Origin of the sequence: Lentzea sp. NPDC005914 (assembly GCF_040629405.1) — a bacterium.
Lineage (GTDB): Bacteria > Actinomycetota > Actinomycetes > Mycobacteriales > Pseudonocardiaceae > Lentzea.
This window is the reverse complement of the sequence record NZ_JBEXVQ010000032.1, coordinates 69,919-88,093: the sequence shown is the minus strand read 5'-3', so window position 1 is coordinate 88,093 and position 18,175 is coordinate 69,919. Positions and strand designations below refer to the sequence as shown.

General features: G+C 68.6%; 13 protein-coding genes, 1 tRNA gene and 1 pseudogene. 7 read left to right on the top strand and 8 right to left on the bottom strand.

The features are described 5' to 3' along the window. Positions 1-52: 52 nt before the first annotated feature. The gene (locus ABZ345_RS35250; protein ID WP_359858647.1) at positions 53-1,201 is read right to left on the bottom strand and encodes an Ig-like domain-containing protein; all 1,149 of its coding nucleotides are present in this window, start codon (positions 1,199-1,201) and stop codon (positions 53-55) included. A gap of 267 nt (positions 1,202-1,468) precedes the next feature. Here ABZ345_RS35250 and ABZ345_RS35245 point away from each other — a divergent pair. The 4 genes from ABZ345_RS35245 (at position 1,469) to ABZ345_RS35230 (ending at position 6,961) form a co-directional block, all read left to right on the top strand. Beyond that, a tRNA-Lys gene (locus ABZ345_RS35245) sits at positions 1,469-1,542 on the top strand. A 385-nt stretch (positions 1,543-1,927) separates the two neighbouring features. Continuing rightward, positions 1,928-3,220 (top strand): hypothetical protein, encoded by a 1,293-nt coding sequence (locus tag ABZ345_RS35240; RefSeq protein WP_359858644.1) that lies wholly within the window; start codon positions 1,928-1,930, stop codon positions 3,218-3,220. Positions 3,221-3,318: 98 nt separating this feature from the next. Then, positions 3,319-4,518, top strand: a complete 1,200-nt coding sequence (locus ABZ345_RS35235) for a fructose-specific PTS transporter subunit EIIC (RefSeq protein WP_359858641.1) — start codon at positions 3,319-3,321, stop codon at positions 4,516-4,518. Positions 4,519-4,729: 211 nt separating this feature from the next. Next, positions 4,730-6,961 carry an autotransporter-associated beta strand repeat-containing protein gene (locus ABZ345_RS35230; RefSeq protein ID WP_359858639.1) on the top strand — a complete coding sequence of 744 codons (2,232 nt, stop codon included), beginning with the start codon at positions 4,730-4,732 and terminating at the stop codon, positions 6,959-6,961. Positions 6,962-6,968: 7 nt separating this feature from the next. On the opposite strand, the gene ABZ345_RS35225 is transcribed toward ABZ345_RS35230, so the two are convergent. Both ABZ345_RS35225 and ABZ345_RS35220 read right to left on the bottom strand, forming a co-directional pair. Continuing rightward, complete coding sequence (locus ABZ345_RS35225; RefSeq protein WP_359858637.1) at positions 6,969-8,402, bottom strand: leucine-rich repeat protein; 1,434 nt, start codon at positions 8,400-8,402, stop codon at positions 6,969-6,971. Between the two features lie 144 nt (positions 8,403-8,546). Further along, entirely contained in the window at positions 8,547-10,073 is a 1,527-nt protein-coding gene (locus tag ABZ345_RS35220) for a ferredoxin reductase family protein (RefSeq protein ID WP_359858634.1), read from the bottom strand. A 372-nt stretch (positions 10,074-10,445) separates the two neighbouring features. On the opposite strand from ABZ345_RS35220, the gene ABZ345_RS35215 reads away from it, so the two are divergent. After that, complete coding sequence (locus tag ABZ345_RS35215; protein ID WP_359858631.1) at positions 10,446-11,924, top strand: non-reducing end alpha-L-arabinofuranosidase family hydrolase; 1,479 nt, start codon at positions 10,446-10,448, stop codon at positions 11,922-11,924. A 51-nt stretch (positions 11,925-11,975) separates the two neighbouring features. Here ABZ345_RS35215 and ABZ345_RS35210 read toward each other — a convergent pair whose 3' ends face one another. Beyond that, positions 11,976-13,265: an SLC13 family permease gene (locus tag ABZ345_RS35210; RefSeq protein ID WP_359858629.1), complete on the bottom strand. Its 1,290-nt coding sequence runs from the start codon at positions 13,263-13,265 to the stop codon at positions 11,976-11,978. 61 nt (positions 13,266-13,326) lie between these two features. Then, positions 13,327-14,433, bottom strand: coding sequence for a PrpF domain-containing protein (locus ABZ345_RS35205; protein ID WP_359858626.1), 1,107 nt, complete (start codon positions 14,431-14,433; stop codon positions 13,327-13,329). 232 nt (positions 14,434-14,665) lie between these two features. Here ABZ345_RS35205 and ABZ345_RS35200 point away from each other — a divergent pair, with 232 nt between their 5' ends. Together ABZ345_RS35200 and ABZ345_RS35195 are read left to right on the top strand one after the other, a co-directional pair. Next, complete coding sequence (locus ABZ345_RS35200; protein WP_359858719.1) at positions 14,666-15,577, top strand: LysR family transcriptional regulator; 912 nt, start codon at positions 14,666-14,668, stop codon at positions 15,575-15,577. Positions 15,578-15,681: 104 nt separating this feature from the next. After that, on the top strand, positions 15,682-16,584 hold the full coding sequence (locus tag ABZ345_RS35195) for an AMIN domain-containing protein (RefSeq protein ID WP_359858623.1): 903 nt from the start codon (positions 15,682-15,684) through the stop codon (positions 16,582-16,584). Between the two features lie 2 nt (positions 16,585-16,586). Here ABZ345_RS35195 and ABZ345_RS35190 read toward each other — a convergent pair whose 3' ends face one another. From ABZ345_RS35190 to ABZ345_RS35180, 3 genes and pseudogenes are all read right to left on the bottom strand, one after another. Next, positions 16,587-17,123: a GNAT family N-acetyltransferase gene (locus ABZ345_RS35190; protein ID WP_359858620.1), complete on the bottom strand. Its 537-nt coding sequence runs from the start codon at positions 17,121-17,123 to the stop codon at positions 16,587-16,589. Between the two features lie 62 nt (positions 17,124-17,185). Continuing rightward, positions 17,186-17,923, bottom strand: a complete 738-nt coding sequence (locus tag ABZ345_RS35185; RefSeq protein ID WP_359858717.1) for a methyltransferase — start codon at positions 17,921-17,923, stop codon at positions 17,186-17,188. Beyond that, positions 17,923-18,081: pseudogene (locus tag ABZ345_RS35180) on the bottom strand (hypothetical protein); the annotation flags it as partial. The pseudogene ABZ345_RS35180 and the gene ABZ345_RS35185, both read right to left, overlap by 1 nt. Positions 18,082-18,175: the final 94 nt, after the last annotated feature.

The following is an 18,175-nucleotide window of genomic DNA, read 5'->3' as shown; positions in this document are numbered from 1 at the left end:
CAGGCCAGCGAAAGGGGCTGCGCACCAGGTGCGCAGCCCCCTCGGCGTTATGTCAGCGGTTGCCCTGAACCCACTGGTTCCACGGCACCTGCCAGTCGCCGAACCCGTCCCACGGCTCCAGCGCGGGCCCACCGGAGTTCGTGACGATGACCGGGTCGCCCTGCTTGCTGTTGTCGTACACCCACTTGGCGTTCGCCGGCGAGAGGTTGAGGCAGCCGTGGCTCACGTTGCGGCGGCCCTGGTCACCGACGGACCACTCGGCCTGGTGGAAGAAGATGCCGCTGTTCGACATCCGGAACGCCCAGCTGACCGGCGTCTTGTAGCCGCCGTTCTCGAGCGCCAGGCCGTACGTGGTCGAGTCCATGATCATGCGGTCGTGCTTCTCCATCAGCACGTACGTGCCGGTGGGCGTGGTGTTGGCCGCGTTGCCCATCGAGGTCGGCATGGTCTTCACGACCTGGCCGTTGACCTTGACGTTGACCTGGTGCGTGCCACCGTCGGCCTCGTAGATGACCTCGTCGCCGACCGTGGTGGTGATGACGCGGTCTTCCTGGCCGTAGATGCCGTCACCGACGGTCTTGCCGTAGACCTTGATGTGCATGGTGATCTTGGTGCCCGACTTCCAGAACTTCTCCGGACGCCAGTGCACCTCCTTCTTGTTGAACCAGTAGAAGGCGCCCTCGACCTTGGGCTCGGTGGTGATCTCCAGCATCTTCTCGGCCGCGACCTTGTCGGCCACCGGCTCGTCGAAGTAGAACGCCAGCGGCTGCCCCACCCCGATCGTGCTGCCGTCCTGCGGGGTCGTCGACACGTAGGTCAGCGTCCGCGGCTTCACCGTGGTGAAGGACGACTCCTTGGTCTGCGGCTTGCCGTCCTCACCGGTCGCCGTGGCGCTCAGCTTGTAGGTCTTGCCGTACCCGAGCGGCTCGGTGTTGTTCCACTGCGTCCCCTCGGCGTTCAGCTTCCCCTCGACCGCCTTGCCCTCACCGTTGGTCAGCTTGACGTCGGTCAGCTTCCCGTCGGCCGCGGTGGCGATGACCGGCAGTCCCGGCGCCACGTCAGCCGCGCCGTCGTTCAAAGCCAGCGTCAACGTGACAGGCTTCAGCGGCGGCGGCGTACTCGACGACGTGCCCGCCGCACCGCCCGATCCCTCGCCGCCCCCTGAACAGCCTGCGATCAGGATCACAGCGACTCCCGCCATGACCACACCACGACCGCGCCTGCCCCACATCCCCATCGACGTACTTCCGATCTGCTTGTCGCCCGCTCCCGAGACTGCCTGCACGAAGTCGTTTTGGCGTCCCCCAACTAGGGGACGACACGAGGTAGCCCGAAGTTGCGCGAGTGGCCGGATCGTTACGTGGCGGATGCACCTGCAAACCGGTGCTGACCAGCCGATTGGGATCCGCTCGAGGCGCTGTGCTAACGTTCTGCACGTCGGAACGGCAAGTGTCCGGCACACAAACAAGCGCCGCTAGCTCAGTTGGTTAGAGCAGCTGACTCTTAATCAGCGGGTCCGGGGTTCGAGTCCCTGGCGGCGTACTTCAGAGAAGCAGGTAGAGATTCGTCTCTACCTGCTTCTCTGCTTTTCCGAACTCTTTCTTCCGCCCCTCTTCGCTGGTGGCGGATCGTGGCTCGCGTCCTTCCGGGCGAGGCGAGCGTCGAACACACGCGACCTGGATCAACTGGTGCCGGGTGGTCCGTGGATCGCCGGGGTGCCGATGTCGGGCCGGCTCGGCCAGACACCCCTCTCACCTGCGAGAAGTCCGGTTTCGCCGAGGACCTCGCCGCGAAGGAATGGGGATACCCATTCGATCCGGCCCCCATTGTTCGGGTATCACACGGCACGCACTGTTCAGTCGGTGCACGGCACAGCAGTGCCGGCGGGCACCTCTGCAGGTCCACCTCGCCCGAAGGAAAGCAACCGATGCAACGGACAGCAAGAAAGAAGTACGTCGAGCGGATCCTGATCGCGACCGTCGCCGTCAGCGCACTGCCGATGATCTTCGCCGGGCCCTCGGCCTCCGCCGAGCCGGACACGCCGGACTCGCCCGCGGCGTCCACCACACCGGACACGCCTTCGCCGTCCACCACACCGGACACGCCGTCGGACACGCCTTCGGACGCTCCGAGCCAGGATCAGTGGCAGGGCCTCGACAAGATCGTCGCCGAACATTCCGCCCTCGGCGTCTTCGGGCTCAGCGACACGGTGCTGATGCTCCCCGCGGGCACGTCGGCCGAGGAGGTGGCCCAGACCCAGGCGGAGATTCCGGCGGGCGTGGCGGTCACGGTCAAGATCAGCAAGTTCACCAAGGGTGAGGCGGACGAGGTCCAGAAGTACGCCATGAGCGGCGACTGGAACTCCAGCGGGGAGCAGCTCGGCATCGTCGCCGCGTACGACGGGCAGAAGGACGCGGTCCACGTCGCCGTCGAAGGGCCTCAGTCCGCCGCGGACGGCTTGCGGCAGCAATACGGGGACAAGGTCGACATCGGTCCGGGGCGGATGACGCCCGAGTGGGGCCGGTTCGACGACAGCGTGCCCTTCTGGGGCGGCGGTTCGATCAAGAACGCGGCGACCGGCAGCTACTGCACGGCGGTTATGCCGTCTGGGACAACCAGACCAACAAGCCCAAGATTGGTGACCGCCGGTCACTGCAACACCCTCTGGGGCCAGTTCCAGACCGCGTCGGGCAAGTACTTCGGCAACGTCGAGCGGCGGCGGACGGACCTGGACGCCGAACTGATCAGCAGCCCCAACGCGTCGTACTCCGGCAACATCTGGACCGGCGGCACCGCGGACAGCCACACCTACTTGAAGGTCACGAACTGGAGTGGCTGGACCTACCTGGGCCGGCAGCTGTGCGTGAGCGGGCAGACGACGTTCAACCACTGCGGGCATCCGGTCAGCGTCAACGGCGTGGCGATCAACTACGAGGTCTTCGGCGAGCGGAACAGGATCAACGGCGAAGCCGCCTACATGATGGACCGGGGCGGAACCGACAGGTGCCACTGCAACGGCAAGTTCACCGCCCCCGGTGACTCCGGCGCGCCGGTGTACGAGCTCGGCTGGGACCCGAACACCCCCGACCACAAGGCAGCCGTCCTCACGGGCCACCACCACGGGTCGTTCTGGTTCAACGGCTACGACCGAATGGTCAACGTCAAGCCCGGCCAGGTCCTGCAAGGCTGGAACCTCCGCCCTATGTACGGGTCGAGCTGATCTCGCGCAGCCGGACGGCCGGCACCTGTTCGAGTGCCGGCCGTTCCCCTCGGCACCAGCACCCCCGCATCTCCTTCCCGTGACCGGAGTTTCGAATCATGTCTCACCCCGAGAACCGCACCACCCGCACCGCGGTGCCCATGGACCGGGACCCGGTCAGCGGCGACCAGCTCGTCGATCGCCCTGTCGGCGTCCGGTTCGCCCGGTGGCTTGCGGGCAACACGACCTACATCGGCACGCTCGTCGCGATCGGCGGCCTGCTCACCGTCCTGGCCTATGCCGTGGGCGGACCGGAGATCGGCACGAACGCGGGAACGCTGCTCAACGACGGTCCGTTGACCCAGGCCGACTCCTGGGCCGCGCTGATGCTCCAGACCGGCGCCTCCGCGCTGCTCCTGCTCACGCCCGTCGTCGGCGGCTACGTCGCTCACGGCATCGCCGGCCGCCACGGCATCCTTCCCGGCGCCATCGGCGGCGTGGTCGCCATGGTGTCGATCGGCGGTTTCCTCGGCGGGGTCATCGCCGGTGTGGTGGCGGGCACCGTGACCGTGCTGTTGCGGCGGGCCACCGGCCGCCTGGCCCAGCGGGGCACCGTCACGATGGCGCTCGTTCCCGCGGTCGCCACCGCGATCACCACCGCCTTGATCTTCGAACTCGCCGGCCCCCGCGTCAGCGACCTCGTGGACGCGCTGCACAACGCGCTGCCCCCACTGACCTGGGGGAACGCCACGGTGCTCGGCCTGGTCCTGGGTCTTCTGGTGAACGCGGACCTCAGCGGCACGATCAGCAAGGCCGCCATCGCGTTCGCCGCGACCGGTGTCCAGGTCGCGCCGAACAGTCTCAACTTCAAGATCATGGCGACGGTCATGGCCGCGGGCATGGTGGCGCCGCTGGCCCTGTCGCTGGCCACCGTCGTGCGCGGCAGGGTGTTCACCCCGGCCGAGCGCAGCTACGGCAAGGTCTCGTGGCTGTTCGGTGCGGCCTTCATCCCCGAGGGCGCAGTGCCCTTCGCGCTGGCCGACCCACTGCGGGTGCTGCCCGCGACGCTGGCCGGTGGTGCCGTCACGGGCATCTTGACCATGACGTTCGGCAGCACGATGACCACCTCCACCGGTGGTGTCTTCGCGATCGGCAAGCTCGGCTCGCCCCTGCTCTTCGCGGGTGCGGTGGCGGCCGGTGTCCTGGTGACGGCCGGCGTGGTGGTCGTCCTCAAGAGCCTGCGGCGCGCGGTGCCGGCGGAGACCAGCGTGCCGGTCAAAGCCCGGCGTGCCACCAAGATGGACGCCGCGATCGCCTGAGAGGTGGATGGGGGCGCCCTCCCCGCCCCGTCCGTCTCTCAGTCGCTCAGCAGCAGTTGGTCGGCCATGAGGTGCCCCCACGCGCCGGTCGCCTGGTCGATCACCTGCACTCGGGCGCTCCGGTGCCCGGACGCTGAGGTTGACACCGTCGTATCGGCCACGAACACTTGGCGCGCCCAAAATGTGATCGCTAACATCGTGGAGTCGAACTGTGCGCGCACGGCGTGGCCGGATCTCAGCGCTGCTGACTGCGATCCTTCTCGTCATCCTCGGCTCGCCGGGCGCGGTGGCACAGCCCGCTAGCAGAGACGTCACCGCCGACGTCCTGGCGAACCGGAACGTCAAGCTGAGCGGAGACGCTGTCGTGCGGCTCACCAGTGGCGTCATCACCTACACGGGCGTGATCACCGGCGAAGGAACCTTCACCGTCAGCGGAACGGGCACGTTGGTGCTGGTGAAGAACAGCGACTTCACGCTGCCGAAAGACCGCCGCAGGCAGAAGACCGTCACGGTGGGCGGCAACCATCCGGTCACCACGATCGAGAACCCCGATCCGCCCGCCGTGATCGTGCACCGCGGCGCAACTCTCCAGTACGGCAACGGATCCGGCGGCGACGGTGCCATCGGGCACGCCGCGCAGGCTCCCGAGGTGTCGCTGAACACGCTCAACCACCAGATCGACGGCACCCTGGACCTGGCCGTGCACCAACGGATCAACCTGGGCGTCATCAGCGGGTCCGGTCTCGTCAAGCAACGCAGGAACACCTGGCCCGGCATCGACCTGCCCGGCACGCATCCGTTCTCGGGCACGCTCTACGTCGGCACCGGCGCGGACTACGGCAGCCTGCACTACCTCACCGCCATGCCGCACGTGCGCAAGGTCGTCAACCAGGGCTCGTTCATCCACAACGCCCCGGACCGCGAGGTGGTCACCGACGCCGCCGACATCTACTCGCAGTTCTACGGCAACGACATCAACTTCCACACCTGGGGTTCCGGCGTGGTGCGGATGTCGGGCGTGTACAGCTGGTCGGACAACGGATCGGACGTCGATCCCGCACTCAGCGACCCGTCGCGCAACTTCGCCACCGTGCCGCACCGCGACAACAAGCGCGGCATCAACATCGAGGGCGCCACGGTGACCTGGGGCGACGGCACGAACAACCGCTTCTTCCTACCAGGCAACGAAAACACCGTCTACATCAACATGCACGCGGAGGGAAACGGCACCCGAAGCGTGCTGACGCTCGACTACAACGGCCCGGTCACCCTGGACGCGCCGATCTCCGGCGGCCGCTACCACGACACGATGGCGGACGTCGGCCGTGGCGACGTCGTCATCGCGGCCACCCGAGGCAATGCGGTCACGTTCACCGCGCCGCAGAACTACGACGGCACCACGACGATCGGTGAGGGTGCGTCACTGCGGCTGGGCGACGGCAGCCCGCAAGGCGACAGCTCACTGCTCCGGACCGGCAAGATCGCCGACAACGGCGAGCTGATCGTGCAGAACGCCAGCAAGGGTGCCGAGCTCGCCAAGATCAGCGGCAAAGGTTCGCTGACCCAGGCCGGCCCGGCCACCACCACTCTGACCGGCGACCTCACCTACCAGGGCAGGACCACGGTGAAAGCGGGCACGCTCGCGGTCACCGGCGGTTCCCTCGCCGCGAGCACCGCGGTCGACCTGCCGGCGGCGGGGACGAGGCTGGATCTCACGCGGGCCGGCGACCAGACGGTCAACGACCTATCCGGCGTCGAGGGCAGCGCGGTGGCGGCTGTCGGCGCTCTGACTGTGCACGCCACGACCGCAACGACGTTCGGCGGCACCGTCACCGCCGCAAGCGTCACCAAGACCGGCGCCGAAACGCTCACCCTGACCGGCGCGCACACCACTCCGGACGCACCCTGGACCGTCCGGGAGGGAACGCTCGCGCTGCCCGGTTCCGTGCAGACACGTCAGCTCACCGTGGAACCTGCCGCGACGCTGCGGGCCACCGGCACGGTGGAAGGTGCGGTGGACAACGCCGGGACCATCGATGCCACCGGCCTGACCGTGCGCGGCGCTTACACCCAGCGGCCCGGCGCACGTCTGGCCGCGACCCGGATGAGCGTCACCGGCGCGGTGACGCTCGCGGGAACGTTCGAACCAGGCACGGAACGAGGTCCTGGCGTGGTCATCGACAACCGGGGAACCGGCCAGGTGAGCGGGACTTTCGACGGACTGCCCGAGGGAGCGGCGGTCGGCGCGCTTCGGCTCACCTACCGCGGCGGCGACGGCAACGACGTCGCGCTGACGGGCGACTCCGGTGCGAGCTCTGATGCCACGACAGCACAAGCGGCTGTGTCCGACTTCGGGCCGGTGTGGTGGTTCTCGGTGGCCGGCGCGCTCGTGCTGCTGATCGCGCTTCTGTTCGTGGTGCGCAGGTCACGGAAGCGAAGCTGAGCACCGGTCAGGGCTTGGGACGGACCGCGAGCCCAGGAGCGCCGGAGGGCTTGAAGTTCGACCACGCCGCGGGATCGCCCGTGTGGTACACCGTCGCGTTCGGACTCTCCGTGAAGACGTCGGCCTCCTGCTTCGGCGGTGTCGAGCCCAGGTAGACCGCGGTCAGGGCGGGATTGCCCCGGACCGCGCCCGGTCCGAGCCGCGTGACGCCCGGTATGACGACCGTGGTCAGCTTCGCGTTGTTGGTGATGGCGTTGTGCCACACCGTGATCACGCGCGGGGCGTGGACCCAGCGCAGGTTCGCGAAGCCGGTGACCGCGTTCTTGTCCATCTCGGTGAGGGCCGGCAGGCGCAGCCCGACGAGCTTGCCGTTCAGGTCGAAGCAGTTGATGCCCAGGTACTCGAGCTTGGGCAGGTTGACCGAGATCAGCTCATGGCTGTCGTTCAACGCGTTGCGCCCGAGCCGTCGCAGCGCGGGCGCGGTGAAGTACTGCAGCCGGGAGGCGTCGTCGAACGCGAAGTCGTCGACCTGGGTCGTGTTCGGCAGGTTCACCTTGAGCAGGTACTGGTTGCGGCGGAAGGCGTCGTGGGCGATGGTGCCGGCGCTCGGCAGGTACAGGACGCTGAGCTTGGCGTACGGGGCGTGGCCGAACGCCATGACGCCGATCGACCTGGCGCCGCGCAGGCTCACCTCGCTGAAGTTGTGGTTGCTGAACGCGCCGTCGGGCACCGCGTCCAGGTCGTCGAGGACGAGCTGCCTGACCCAGGTGTCCCACCAGCCGTTGAACCAGAGGTAGGGGGATTTGCCGCCTCTCGCCTGCTGGCCCGCGCACGGCAATCCGGACGCGGGCGTGCATTCCCGTCCACTTTGGATGCTGCGCAGGTTGTAGACGTGGAGCCGGGTGAGGTTGTTCAGGCCGAGGTCGCGGTGCACGCCTTGCAGGGCGGCGAGATCGGCGTCGGAGAGCGCCGTGCCGCCGGTGAGGTACAGCGCGATCCCGGTCGCCTTGGCGAGCTCCGGTTTGTGCTGGGCCAGGCGGGCTTTGAGAGCGCCTTCGGTGACGGCGTACTGGAACGCGAAGGTGCTCGCGGGCAGTTGGTGGTCACCGGGTTTGGTGGGCCGGTAGCTGTAGCCGTCGTCGCGGCGCAGGTCGGGGTCGGCGGCGAACACCGGGTCCGGTCCGGGGTCCGCGGTCGGATCCTCGGGCAGCGTGCCTTCCAGGTACGGGCTTGCGTCCCGAACGGCTTTCCGCGCCGCGCTCGACGTGCTGGAGGGCGGCGACGAAGTGGTCGTGGCCGGTGGAATTGAGGCGGGGTCGGCGATGTTGCCGACGATGGCCGGTGGCTCGGAGGGGTTTCCACCCGACACGAGGACGATCGCTCCGGCGCACGTGACGGCAAGGGCGATGCCGATGACGGCAACGAGGGTTTTTCGCTTCATGTCGGCGTTGTGTCACTGCTTCGGGGGCGGGGGGTGTGAACGCTAACATCGGCCGACGCAGCCAACAAGGTCGACTTCGGCGAGTGGCTGATCACGCGGAGAACCCCGCCGGACCGCGGTGAGGTCCGGCGGGGTTCGGTTCCGTCAGGCGAGTCCGAACCGCTCGGAGTGCACCTGCCGGGCCGGAACCTTCAGGTCGCGCAGGGCGGAGAGCACGGCCGAGGTCATCGCGGGCGGGCCGCAGACGTAGACGTCGCGTTCGGTGATGTCCGGTACCAGGGCGCGGAGGCGGTCCGGTGCGAACGGTGACGCGCCTTCCCCGGTACGCCCGGTGAGCAGGTGCAGGTGCCCGGCGCGGTCCGCGAGCAGGGTGCGCATCTCGCCGGCCAGCACGGCGTCGCTCTCGGTGCGCACCCGGTAGAGCACGACGACGTCACCGGCGGGGTCCTCCTCGAGCATGGACCGGATCGGCGTGACTCCCACGCCTCCGGCGATCAACAGTGCGCCCGGCCGCGTTCGGTGCAACGAGGTGAACGCTCCGTACGGCCCTTCGACGAACGCGCGGCTGCCGACCGGGACTTGCCGCAGACCCGCGCTGGTCGTGCCGACAGCCCTGGCGGTCAGGCGCAACGTGCGGCCGTCGGGTGCCGCCGACAGCGAGAACGGGTTCGCGAGCCACCAGTGGTTGTGTCCGGGGAACCGCCAGAAGCAGAACTGGCCGGCGCGGGCGGGCAGGCGGTCGAGGTGGCGGCCGGTGACGTGCACCGACACGACGTCGTCGGACTCCGGCACCACCGCCGCGACCTCGAACCGGTGGTAGTTGTTGCGCCACAGGGGCATCACGATCCGGCCCGTGACCAGGGCGCCGAACGCGAACAGCCACAGGGCCCACCAGTAGATCCGCGCGGGCACCGACGAGGTGAAGGTCGTGGTCTCCAGCAACTGGTGGACGAAGGCCAGCCCCAGCGCCAGGTACAGCAACAGGTGCACGCCGTGCCAGGTCTCGTAGCTGATCCGCCGCCGCACGTACCTGGCGGACACCACGCCGATCACGACGATGATGGTCGCGGCGAGCATCCCGAGCAGCGAGGCCGGCACTCCGGCCAGTGCGAGGAACGTCTTGCCCATCGACGCCTTGTCGAGCGTCGCGTAACCCAGCACGACCAGCGTGGCGTGGGTGAGGATCGTCCACAGCAACGTGAAGCCGACCCACCGGTGCCAGACCGTCAGCCGGTCCATGCCGATCCGGCGGTCGAGCCACGGCAGTCGAGCCACCAGCAGCAGCTGGAACAGCATCAGGACGGCGGCGTGCAGACCGACGAACTTGGCGACCGTGAGCACCCCGTTCTTGCCGGCCCCCGCGGTGAAGAAGAGCACCTCCACGATCACCAGGTTGACGATGACGAACGTCCACAGCGCCCACCGCGCCGCGATGACCGGAGCGACGGCGCGTTGCCGCACCCGTGAATTCCTTGCCTCCACCGCTTCCCCTTCGTCCGCATGAAACGTCAGACGCTCTGCGACCGTCTCGGCCGACGTCGCCGGCAGGATGGACAGGAACAGCATGCACGTCCGAAGGCGTCCCGCGCTCGGTTCCTCGGCCGCTCGGGCCGGGGCGTCCACGGCGACGGGGTCGACGGCACTGCGGGCCCGCGCCTTCTGCTGGACCACCTGGCGGAGGCTGATCCCTCGCCGGTCGACGCGGCGCCCGTTGCAGGGCAACTGAACCCGGGGTGTCGATCGTCCTTTTCGGACTGTCCTGCACAGACCACAACGACTAGGCAGGCAACGACTGGCCACGCGAGGCTCGACGGCCGCTAAGCCTTGGTCAGACCCAGCGTCTCACATGGGTACTTCCCGCGAAAACATCGCAGTTACATCTTGACGCGATGGATGTTATCGCTCACAGTTCCCGTGGTGCGCTCAGGCGCACCGCCGGTTGGCAGTCCAGCTCCCAAAAACCTTCATATTCCGAACCGGCCCGTTGTCGTAAATGTTAGCGCTAACAGTTGCTCCCCTGTTCAAAGACGAAAGGGAAGTCGCATGTCGGTTGGGTTTGCGCGCACCGCGCGATCGAGTGGTCGATGGCGGTCCGGGCTGGCGGCCGCGGCAGTCGTCGCCGTCGTGGGCAGTCTGCTCACGAGCGCCATGACGCCGGCGTCGGCCGCCACTGTGGACACCAGCGCCTGGTACGTGCTGGTGAACCGCAACAGCGGTAAGGCTCTCGACGTCAACGGCACGTCCACCGCTGACGGCGCCAGCCTCATCCAGTGGACCCGCACCAACGCCAACAACCAGCAGTTCCAGTTCGTGGACGCCGGCGGTGGGAACTACAAGCTGCGAGCGCGGCATTCCAGCAAGCTCGCCGACGTGCTGGGTGCCTCGACCGCCGACGGCGCTGCTCTGGTGCAGTGGACCGACAACGGCGGCGCCAACCAGCAGTTCAGCCTCGCCGACTCCAGCAACGGATACGTGCGGCTGGTCAACCGCAACAGCGGCAAGGTGGTCGAAGTCCAGAACGGCTCGACCGCGGACGGCGCCACCGTGGTGCAGCGGACCGACAACGGTGGCACCAACCAGCAGTGGCAGCTCGTCCAGGTCGCCGGGGGCGGCTCGTGCACGCTGCCGTCGTCGTACCGCTGGACGTCGACCGGCCCGCTGGCGAACCCGAAGTCCGGCTGGGTCTCGCTCAAGGACTTCACCAACGTCACCTACAACGGCCAGCACCTCGTCTACGCCACGACGCACGACACCGGGAAGAACTGGCTCTCGACGAGCTTCCGCCCGTTCACGAACTGGTCCGACATGGGCGCCGCCACCCAGAACTCGATGTCGTTCGGCGCCGTCGCGCCGACGCTGTTCTACTTCGCCCCGAAGAACATCTGGGTGCTCACCTACCAGTGGGGCTGGCCGGACACCTTCTCCTACCGCACCTCGAGCAACCCCGCCGACCCCAACAGCTGGTCCGCGCAGCAGACGTTGTTCACGGGCACCCTCTCCAACGGAGCGCCGATCGACCAGACCATCATCGGCGACGACACGAACATGTACCTGTTCTTCGCCGACGACCTCGGCAACATCTACCGCGCCACCATGCCCATCGGGAACTTCCCCGGCAGCTTCGGCTCGAGTTTCACGAAGATCATGAGTGACACGGAGGCCAACCTCTTCGAGGCGGTCGAGGTCTACAAGGTCAAGGACCAGAACCAGTACCTCATGATCGTCGAGGCACGGGGCGCGAACGGGCGCTTCTTCCGCTCCTTCACCGCCAGCAGTCTGGGCGGCTCGTGGACACCGCAGGCCGCGACCGAGAGCAACCCGTTCGCCGGCAAGGCCAACAGCGGTGCCACTTGGACCAACGACATCAGCCACGGTGACCTGGTCCGGTCCAACCCCGACCAGACCAAGACCGTTGATGCCTGCAACCTGCAGTTCCTCTACCAGGGACGCAACCCCAGCTCCGACGGCATGGACTACGGCCTTCTGCCGTACAAGCCGGGCGTGCTGACGCTGCAGCGCTAGCAGTTCCGGGGTTCGGTGCGGATCGCGCGATCCGCACCGAACTCAGGAGGATCAGAACGAGCCTGGCAGGACCAGCACGGCCCACGCCGCGATCGGGCCGAGCGCGACGATGACGCAGGTGTAGTTGATGACCTGCCGGTAGAAGCGGTTCCGGTCGACGCCGCGGGCGTTGGCGAGAACCAGCGCGCCGTTGGTGGAGAACGGTGAGACGTCGACTATCGTGGTGGAGATGGCCATGGCGGCGACGACACCCACGGTCGGCAGTGATCCGGTGAGCAGCAACGGGATCGCCATCGGGATGGTCGCGGTGAGAATCGCCGTCGACGAGGCGAACGCCGACGTGACGCCGACGATGACGCACAGCACGAGCGCCACGAGCAGCGGAGCTCCCAGGCCGACCGCGCCGTGCGCGACCCAGTCGATGGTGCCGGAGCTCTCCAGCACGTCCACGTACGTGACCATGCCCGCGACCAGCAGGATCGTCGGCCAGCTGATGCCCTCGACGGCCTTGCCGAGGTTCTCGCGATCGAGCAGGGCGAGCACGGCACCCGCGGCCAGCGCGAGGAAACCGATCTGCAGGTGGAAGGCGAGTGCTCCGACCACGAGCACGACCAGCGCCGCGAGCGTGGCGCGCTGGCGCCAGGTCACCGCGATCGTCTTCGGCCGGACCGCGACGGCGACACCGCCACCGGTCGGCTCACCTGCACCGGTCTTGTCGTCCGGACGCTCGTGGAAGCTCTCCTCACCACGGCGGCGCAGCAACACGTAGGTGCCGGCGGCGAGCAACAGGTTGAAGCCCAGGCTGGCGAAGAACAACGCCGCGTGGGAGATCGTCAGACCGGACTTGACCACGATGCCGTACACGAGCGCGCCGGACACCGCCATCGGGGAGAACGCCCCGGCGTGGGCTCCGCAGATCACCATCATGCCGATCATCAGCGGGCTGATGCGGTAGGTGAAGGCGAAGCTCATCCCGATCGGTACCAGCAGCGCGACGGCCGCCGGGGTGAAGGTGCCCAGCGCGGTCAGCGTGGCCGCGACGGCGAACAACACCCACGGAACGAGGATCGCGCGGCCCCGCACGAGCCGGATTCCGCCCTCCACCAACAGATCGATCGTGCCGTTCAGCTTGGCGACGGAGAACAGGTAGGTGACTCCGACGACGGTGATGAACAGCGAGACCGGGAACCCCGCGAAGATCTCCTTCTCGTCGAGGCCGAACGCGAACGTGCCGACCACGAACGACGCGACCAGCGCGAGGATCCCGATGTTGATGGGCAGCATCGTGGCGACGACGAACATGGCGCCCAGAACCAGGATCGCGATTATCTGTGATGACATCATTGTCCTCTTCGGTCGTGCGGCCGGCCCCGACGCTCCCCGTCCGGGCGGGACGGTGCGGTCAGGGGGCCGACGCGGCGGCCAGTGTCGTGAGTGAGGGCTCCAGCGGTTCGTCGTCGGGCAGTACGAGGGTCGCGTCGCCGATGCGGCGCGTGGTCCGGGTGACCCCGATCGCGAGCAGTCCGTCGCGGGTGCTCGCGCGGGTGGTCACGACTCCGGCCGGAGTGTCCAGGCGCAGCACTTCTTGAACGCCCGCGGTGAAGTCGGACAGGACCGTACCCGCGGTGTGGGCGGCGGCAGTGAGCGCGACGCTTCCGGTGATGGCGAGCGCGGGATGCGTGCGGCCCATGGACAGCATGCGCACGGTCACGTCCGAACGCCCAGGCCGTCCCCCGCTGACCAGGGCGATCTTGGGGGTCGCCCGTGCGGCCGAGGCGGGATCGGTGGCCAAACCCATGCGGACCGCGGCGATGCGGCGGATGCGGTCGAGCCGGCCCAGCAGGTCTTCCCTGGCGTCGAGTGCGGCAGGGGTCGCCTCACCGTCCGCGCCGACCTCGGCCGCGGGAACGAGCACGACGGGCGCTCCGGCGTCGAGCAGCGTGACGCGCGCGCCGTCCACCAGGTCGACCGCGTTGCCGGTGGGCAGCAACGCCCCGGTCGTCCGGCCGGCCGGATCGACGAACCACAGCTGCACGCCGAGACCGGGCTGAGCCACGCCGGGAATGCGGTCCGCGCCCTGTTCGGTCACCTGGCCCGAAGGGGTCGGCACCTCGACGACGATCAGCTGGCCGGTGTTGGTGTTGTTGATCCGCACCGTGGTCACGTCGCCGGTGGGCGCCACCCAGCCGCGCCGCAGCGCGTAGGGCCCGACGACGGCCGAGCAGTTGCCGCAGTTGCTCGTCCAGTCCACCCGCCCGTCGGCGATGCCGATCTGGGCGAACGTGTACTCGACGTCGATGCCCGGCCGGTCGCTCCTGGCGAGCACGACGGCCTTGCTGGTGGTGGAGGTCGCCCCGCCGACACCGTCGACCTGGCGCGGGTCAGGGCTTCCGTACAGCCGCAACAGCACCTCGTCGACGCTGCGACCGGGCACCGTGAGCACGTCGCGCTCGAACACCCAGCACTTGCTGGTGCCGCCGCGCATCCACGTCGCCGGTATCTCTCGCACAGTCGCTCCTTATGAGGGAATGACAGCAACCGTGACTCTCGTCGAGCTTGAACACCATCACGAGAACCTGCACACCCGTGAAGTAATGCTTCACGCTCAATCGGCCCAATCCGAGGCTCAACTGGAAGCTCTCCGGCATAGATGCAGTTCAATAGATGTGCGTACTCTGAAGCTGAACTGCACAGAAGTCATCAACCGGTGAACTGGCCGCATCAAACTTTCGAGGGTGATCATGCTGGACGTTCGACGCCTGGCGCTGCTCGCGGCTGTGGTGGACACGGGTTCGATGACCGCCGCGGCGGAGCAGCTCGGGTACACCCCGTCCGCGGTGTCGCAGCAGCTGCGCCGGCTCGAGGTGGAGGCGGGCCAGCCGTTGCTGCACCGGCAGGCCAGGGGTGTGCGTCCCACCGAGGCGGGAGCCGTGCTGGCAGGCCACGCCCGCCACGTTCTGCGCCGGCTCAGCGCCGCCGAGGCCGATCTCGCCGAGCTCGCGGGACTGCGCAGGGGCACCATCGCGGTGGGCGTGTTCCCGACCGTCGCGAGCGCCCTGCTTCCACTGGTCGTGAGCCGGTTCCGCCGCCAGTACCCCGACCTGCGCCTGGACGTGCGCAGCACCCGGTTCGACGAGCTCGTCGAACTGCTGGAGAACGGCACGGTCGGCATCGCGCTGCTGTGGGACTACGCGTGGAACCGCGTCGACGTCGCCGACATCTCGCTGACCCCGCTGCTGGACGATCCGACCGTGCTCATCGTCGCCGCCGACCACCGCCTCGCCCGCAAGCGGTTCACCACCATGTCCGAGCTCGCCGACGAGGAGTGGATCGTGCGCGCCCACGACCACCCGGTGGCCGAGGTGCTCGAGCGCAGCTGCCGTGCGGCCGGGTTCACGCCGAAGATCGCGTTCGAGGCCAACGACTACCAGGAGGCGCAGGCCATGGTCAGCGTGGGACTCGGCGTCGCACTCGCGCCCAGGACCGCGGTGCGCAACCCGCACCCGGACGTCCGCGTCCTCGCCCTGGGCGCCGACGTGCCCGCCCGCCGGGTCCTGCTGGCGCACCGCCAGGACAGGCTTCGCGCGCCCGCCGAGCTGGCCATGCACCAGCTCCTGGTCGACGTCGCGCGGGAGTACCAGACCAGGCCCTGATCGACAGGAACCGTGCGCGCCGCTGAACGTCTTGTGTGCTAAGGACTTCTCGAGCCACCGCGCCCGGCGACATCGCGCCGGACCCGGTTGAAGGGTGCGTCGGCATGATGACGCGAAGAACGATTCCGTTGGCGGCCATGGCATTGCTGCTGCCACTTCTCATCGGCGGACCGGTTGCGGACGCCTCGTCCGAGCTGCCGGCGCCCACGAACACCGCGGACGTCGTGGTGGCCCACGACGAAGCGGCATCTCCGCCGGTGGTGAGCGGCATCCTGTTGGGCCGCCACGCCGACTACGACCGGCTGGTGTTCGACATCTCCGGCGCCATACCGAGCTATTCCGCGCGGTACGTGTCCGCGGCGTACTCCGAGGGTGGTGTGCGCGTGCCGGTGCGCGGGGCCGCGGTGTTCGTGGTGTCGCTGCATCAGGTCGACACCACGCGGCCGCCGGTGGTGCCGGCACGGACGAATCTGCCGACGATTCGCGACGTGGTCGGGTCCGACCAGTACGGCGGTTTCCTCAACTACGTCATCGGAATGAGCGACCGCAACGGGTTCCGGGTCTTCGAACTCAACAACCCGAGGCGGCTCGTCATCGACGTCGCACACGACCTGCCCGCTCCCACGTCGACGGAGATCCAGTCCTCACCTACGGGCGACGACCAAAACACGACTCTGACCGCGATCCGCACCGGGACGCATCCGTCGTACGACCGCGTGGTCTTCGACTTCTCCGGACCGAGCAGCGGTCTGCGCTTCGTCGCGCTCTACGAGGACGGCGTGCTGGTGGTCTCCCTGGGGCACGGCACCGTGCTCGATGCCACGGGCGCGTTGACCTACACCGGTCCCTGGACACTGCATCCGCAGATGGCGCAGGTCGCCGGGATCGAGCTCGTCGGTGCCACCGCCGACGGCACCCTGGCCCGGATCACCGTGCGGCACGCCGCCGGATTCCGGGCACTGCAACTGCGATCTCCGGACCGCATCGTCATCGACATCGCCCACTGAGGTCAGCTTCCCGGCGTGCGCACGTGCCTGTGCCCGCTGTCCGGGAAGCTCGGGCGTGCGGCCGGGAGCAGGTCGTGCAGGAGGTAGCCGCACTTCTCCGCCACGCGGCAGGAAGCTCGGTTTCCCTTGGCGTGCACCAGTTCCAATCGGGTCAGCTGGACGAGGTCCTGCTCGCCCAACGCCCATCGCGACGCGGTCTCCAGGGCACGGGCGGCAACGCCCTGGCCCCGGACCGCGGCCGCGGTCCAGTAGCCGACCTCCGCCACGCCGGCGGTCACGACCTTCACCACCACGTGACCGATGGCGTCTTCATCGGCCACCACGGCGAAACTGAACCGCGTCGAGGTGGCCCAGCCGGCGGCCTGTGCGTCCAACCAGTGCCGGGCACCGGTCCTGTCGGTCAGCGACGTGGCCAGCCAGCGGCGCAGCAACGGGTCGCGATGCGCCGCGAGCAGTGCCGGCAGGTCGTCCGACCGCCACGGGCGCAGCGTCAGGGAGACCGCCGACCCGTTCTGCGGCACGGGCAGGGTGATCGTCACGGCTTGCGATGCTAACCCCGCGAAGGCAGCACCCTCGCTCGGGAGGGTGCTGCCTTCGCGGCTCAGCGGCGGCGTGCCTTCATCACGTGGGCGTCCAGGGGTAGCTGGTGGGTTTCGGTCAGTTCGAAGCCCGCGTCGGCCAGCAGCGCGCGGTAGTCGGACTCGGACCGTTCGCGGCCGCCCGTGTTGCAGAGCATGTGGACGTCCCACAGGATGGCCAGCGAGGCCGGGTCCGTGCCTTCGGGGAGCAGGCGTTCGATCACCAGCAGCTCGGCGTGGGGCGGCATGTTCCGCGCGCAGGTGGCCAGGATCGTGGCGCACTGCTCGTCGTCCCAGTCGTGCAGCACGCGGGACAGCAGGTAGATGTCACCGTTGGCGGGAACCGACTTCGTGAAGTCGCCGGGTACCAGCGTGAGCCGACCGGCCACTTCGGACAGTCGCGGCCGCGCGGAGGCCAGCGCGTTCGGGAGGTCCATCAGGACGCCGTGCAGACCTGGGTTGGCGGCGAGGATGCGGGACAGCAGCTCGCCGTTGCCGCCGGCGATGTCGACCACGGTGCGAGCGCGGGAGAAGTCCACGGACCTGGTGACCCCGCTGAACATGGCGTTGCTGGCCGCCATGGAGCGGTGGAAGAGCTCCGCGAGGCCCGGTTCGGCCGCCATGTGCGCGAAGTGGTGGGCGCCGAAGACTTTCGCGTACGACTCCTCGCCGCTGCGGACGGCGTCGGTGAGGGCCGCGAACGACTGGTAGAACGGGCCGCCGCCATGCTTTGCGGCGCTTCGGCGAGCAGCGCCAGCCAGGTGATCCCGTAGTCACGGCCGTGACGTCCTTCCGCAGCCGCGGGAACGGCCGCGCGGGTGATTCCGTTGCTGCCGTCGCACCCGGCGAGGAACCGCCCGGTGGCAACGCTTTCGCCGTTCTCGTCCCGGTAGCCGATCGTGGCGGTCGAGGTGTCCACGTCGGTGACGGTGACGCCGAACCGGATCTCGCCGCCCGGTCCAGGTACTCGGCGAGCAGGTCGGTGACGAGATCCTGCTGCGGGTAGACCGTGT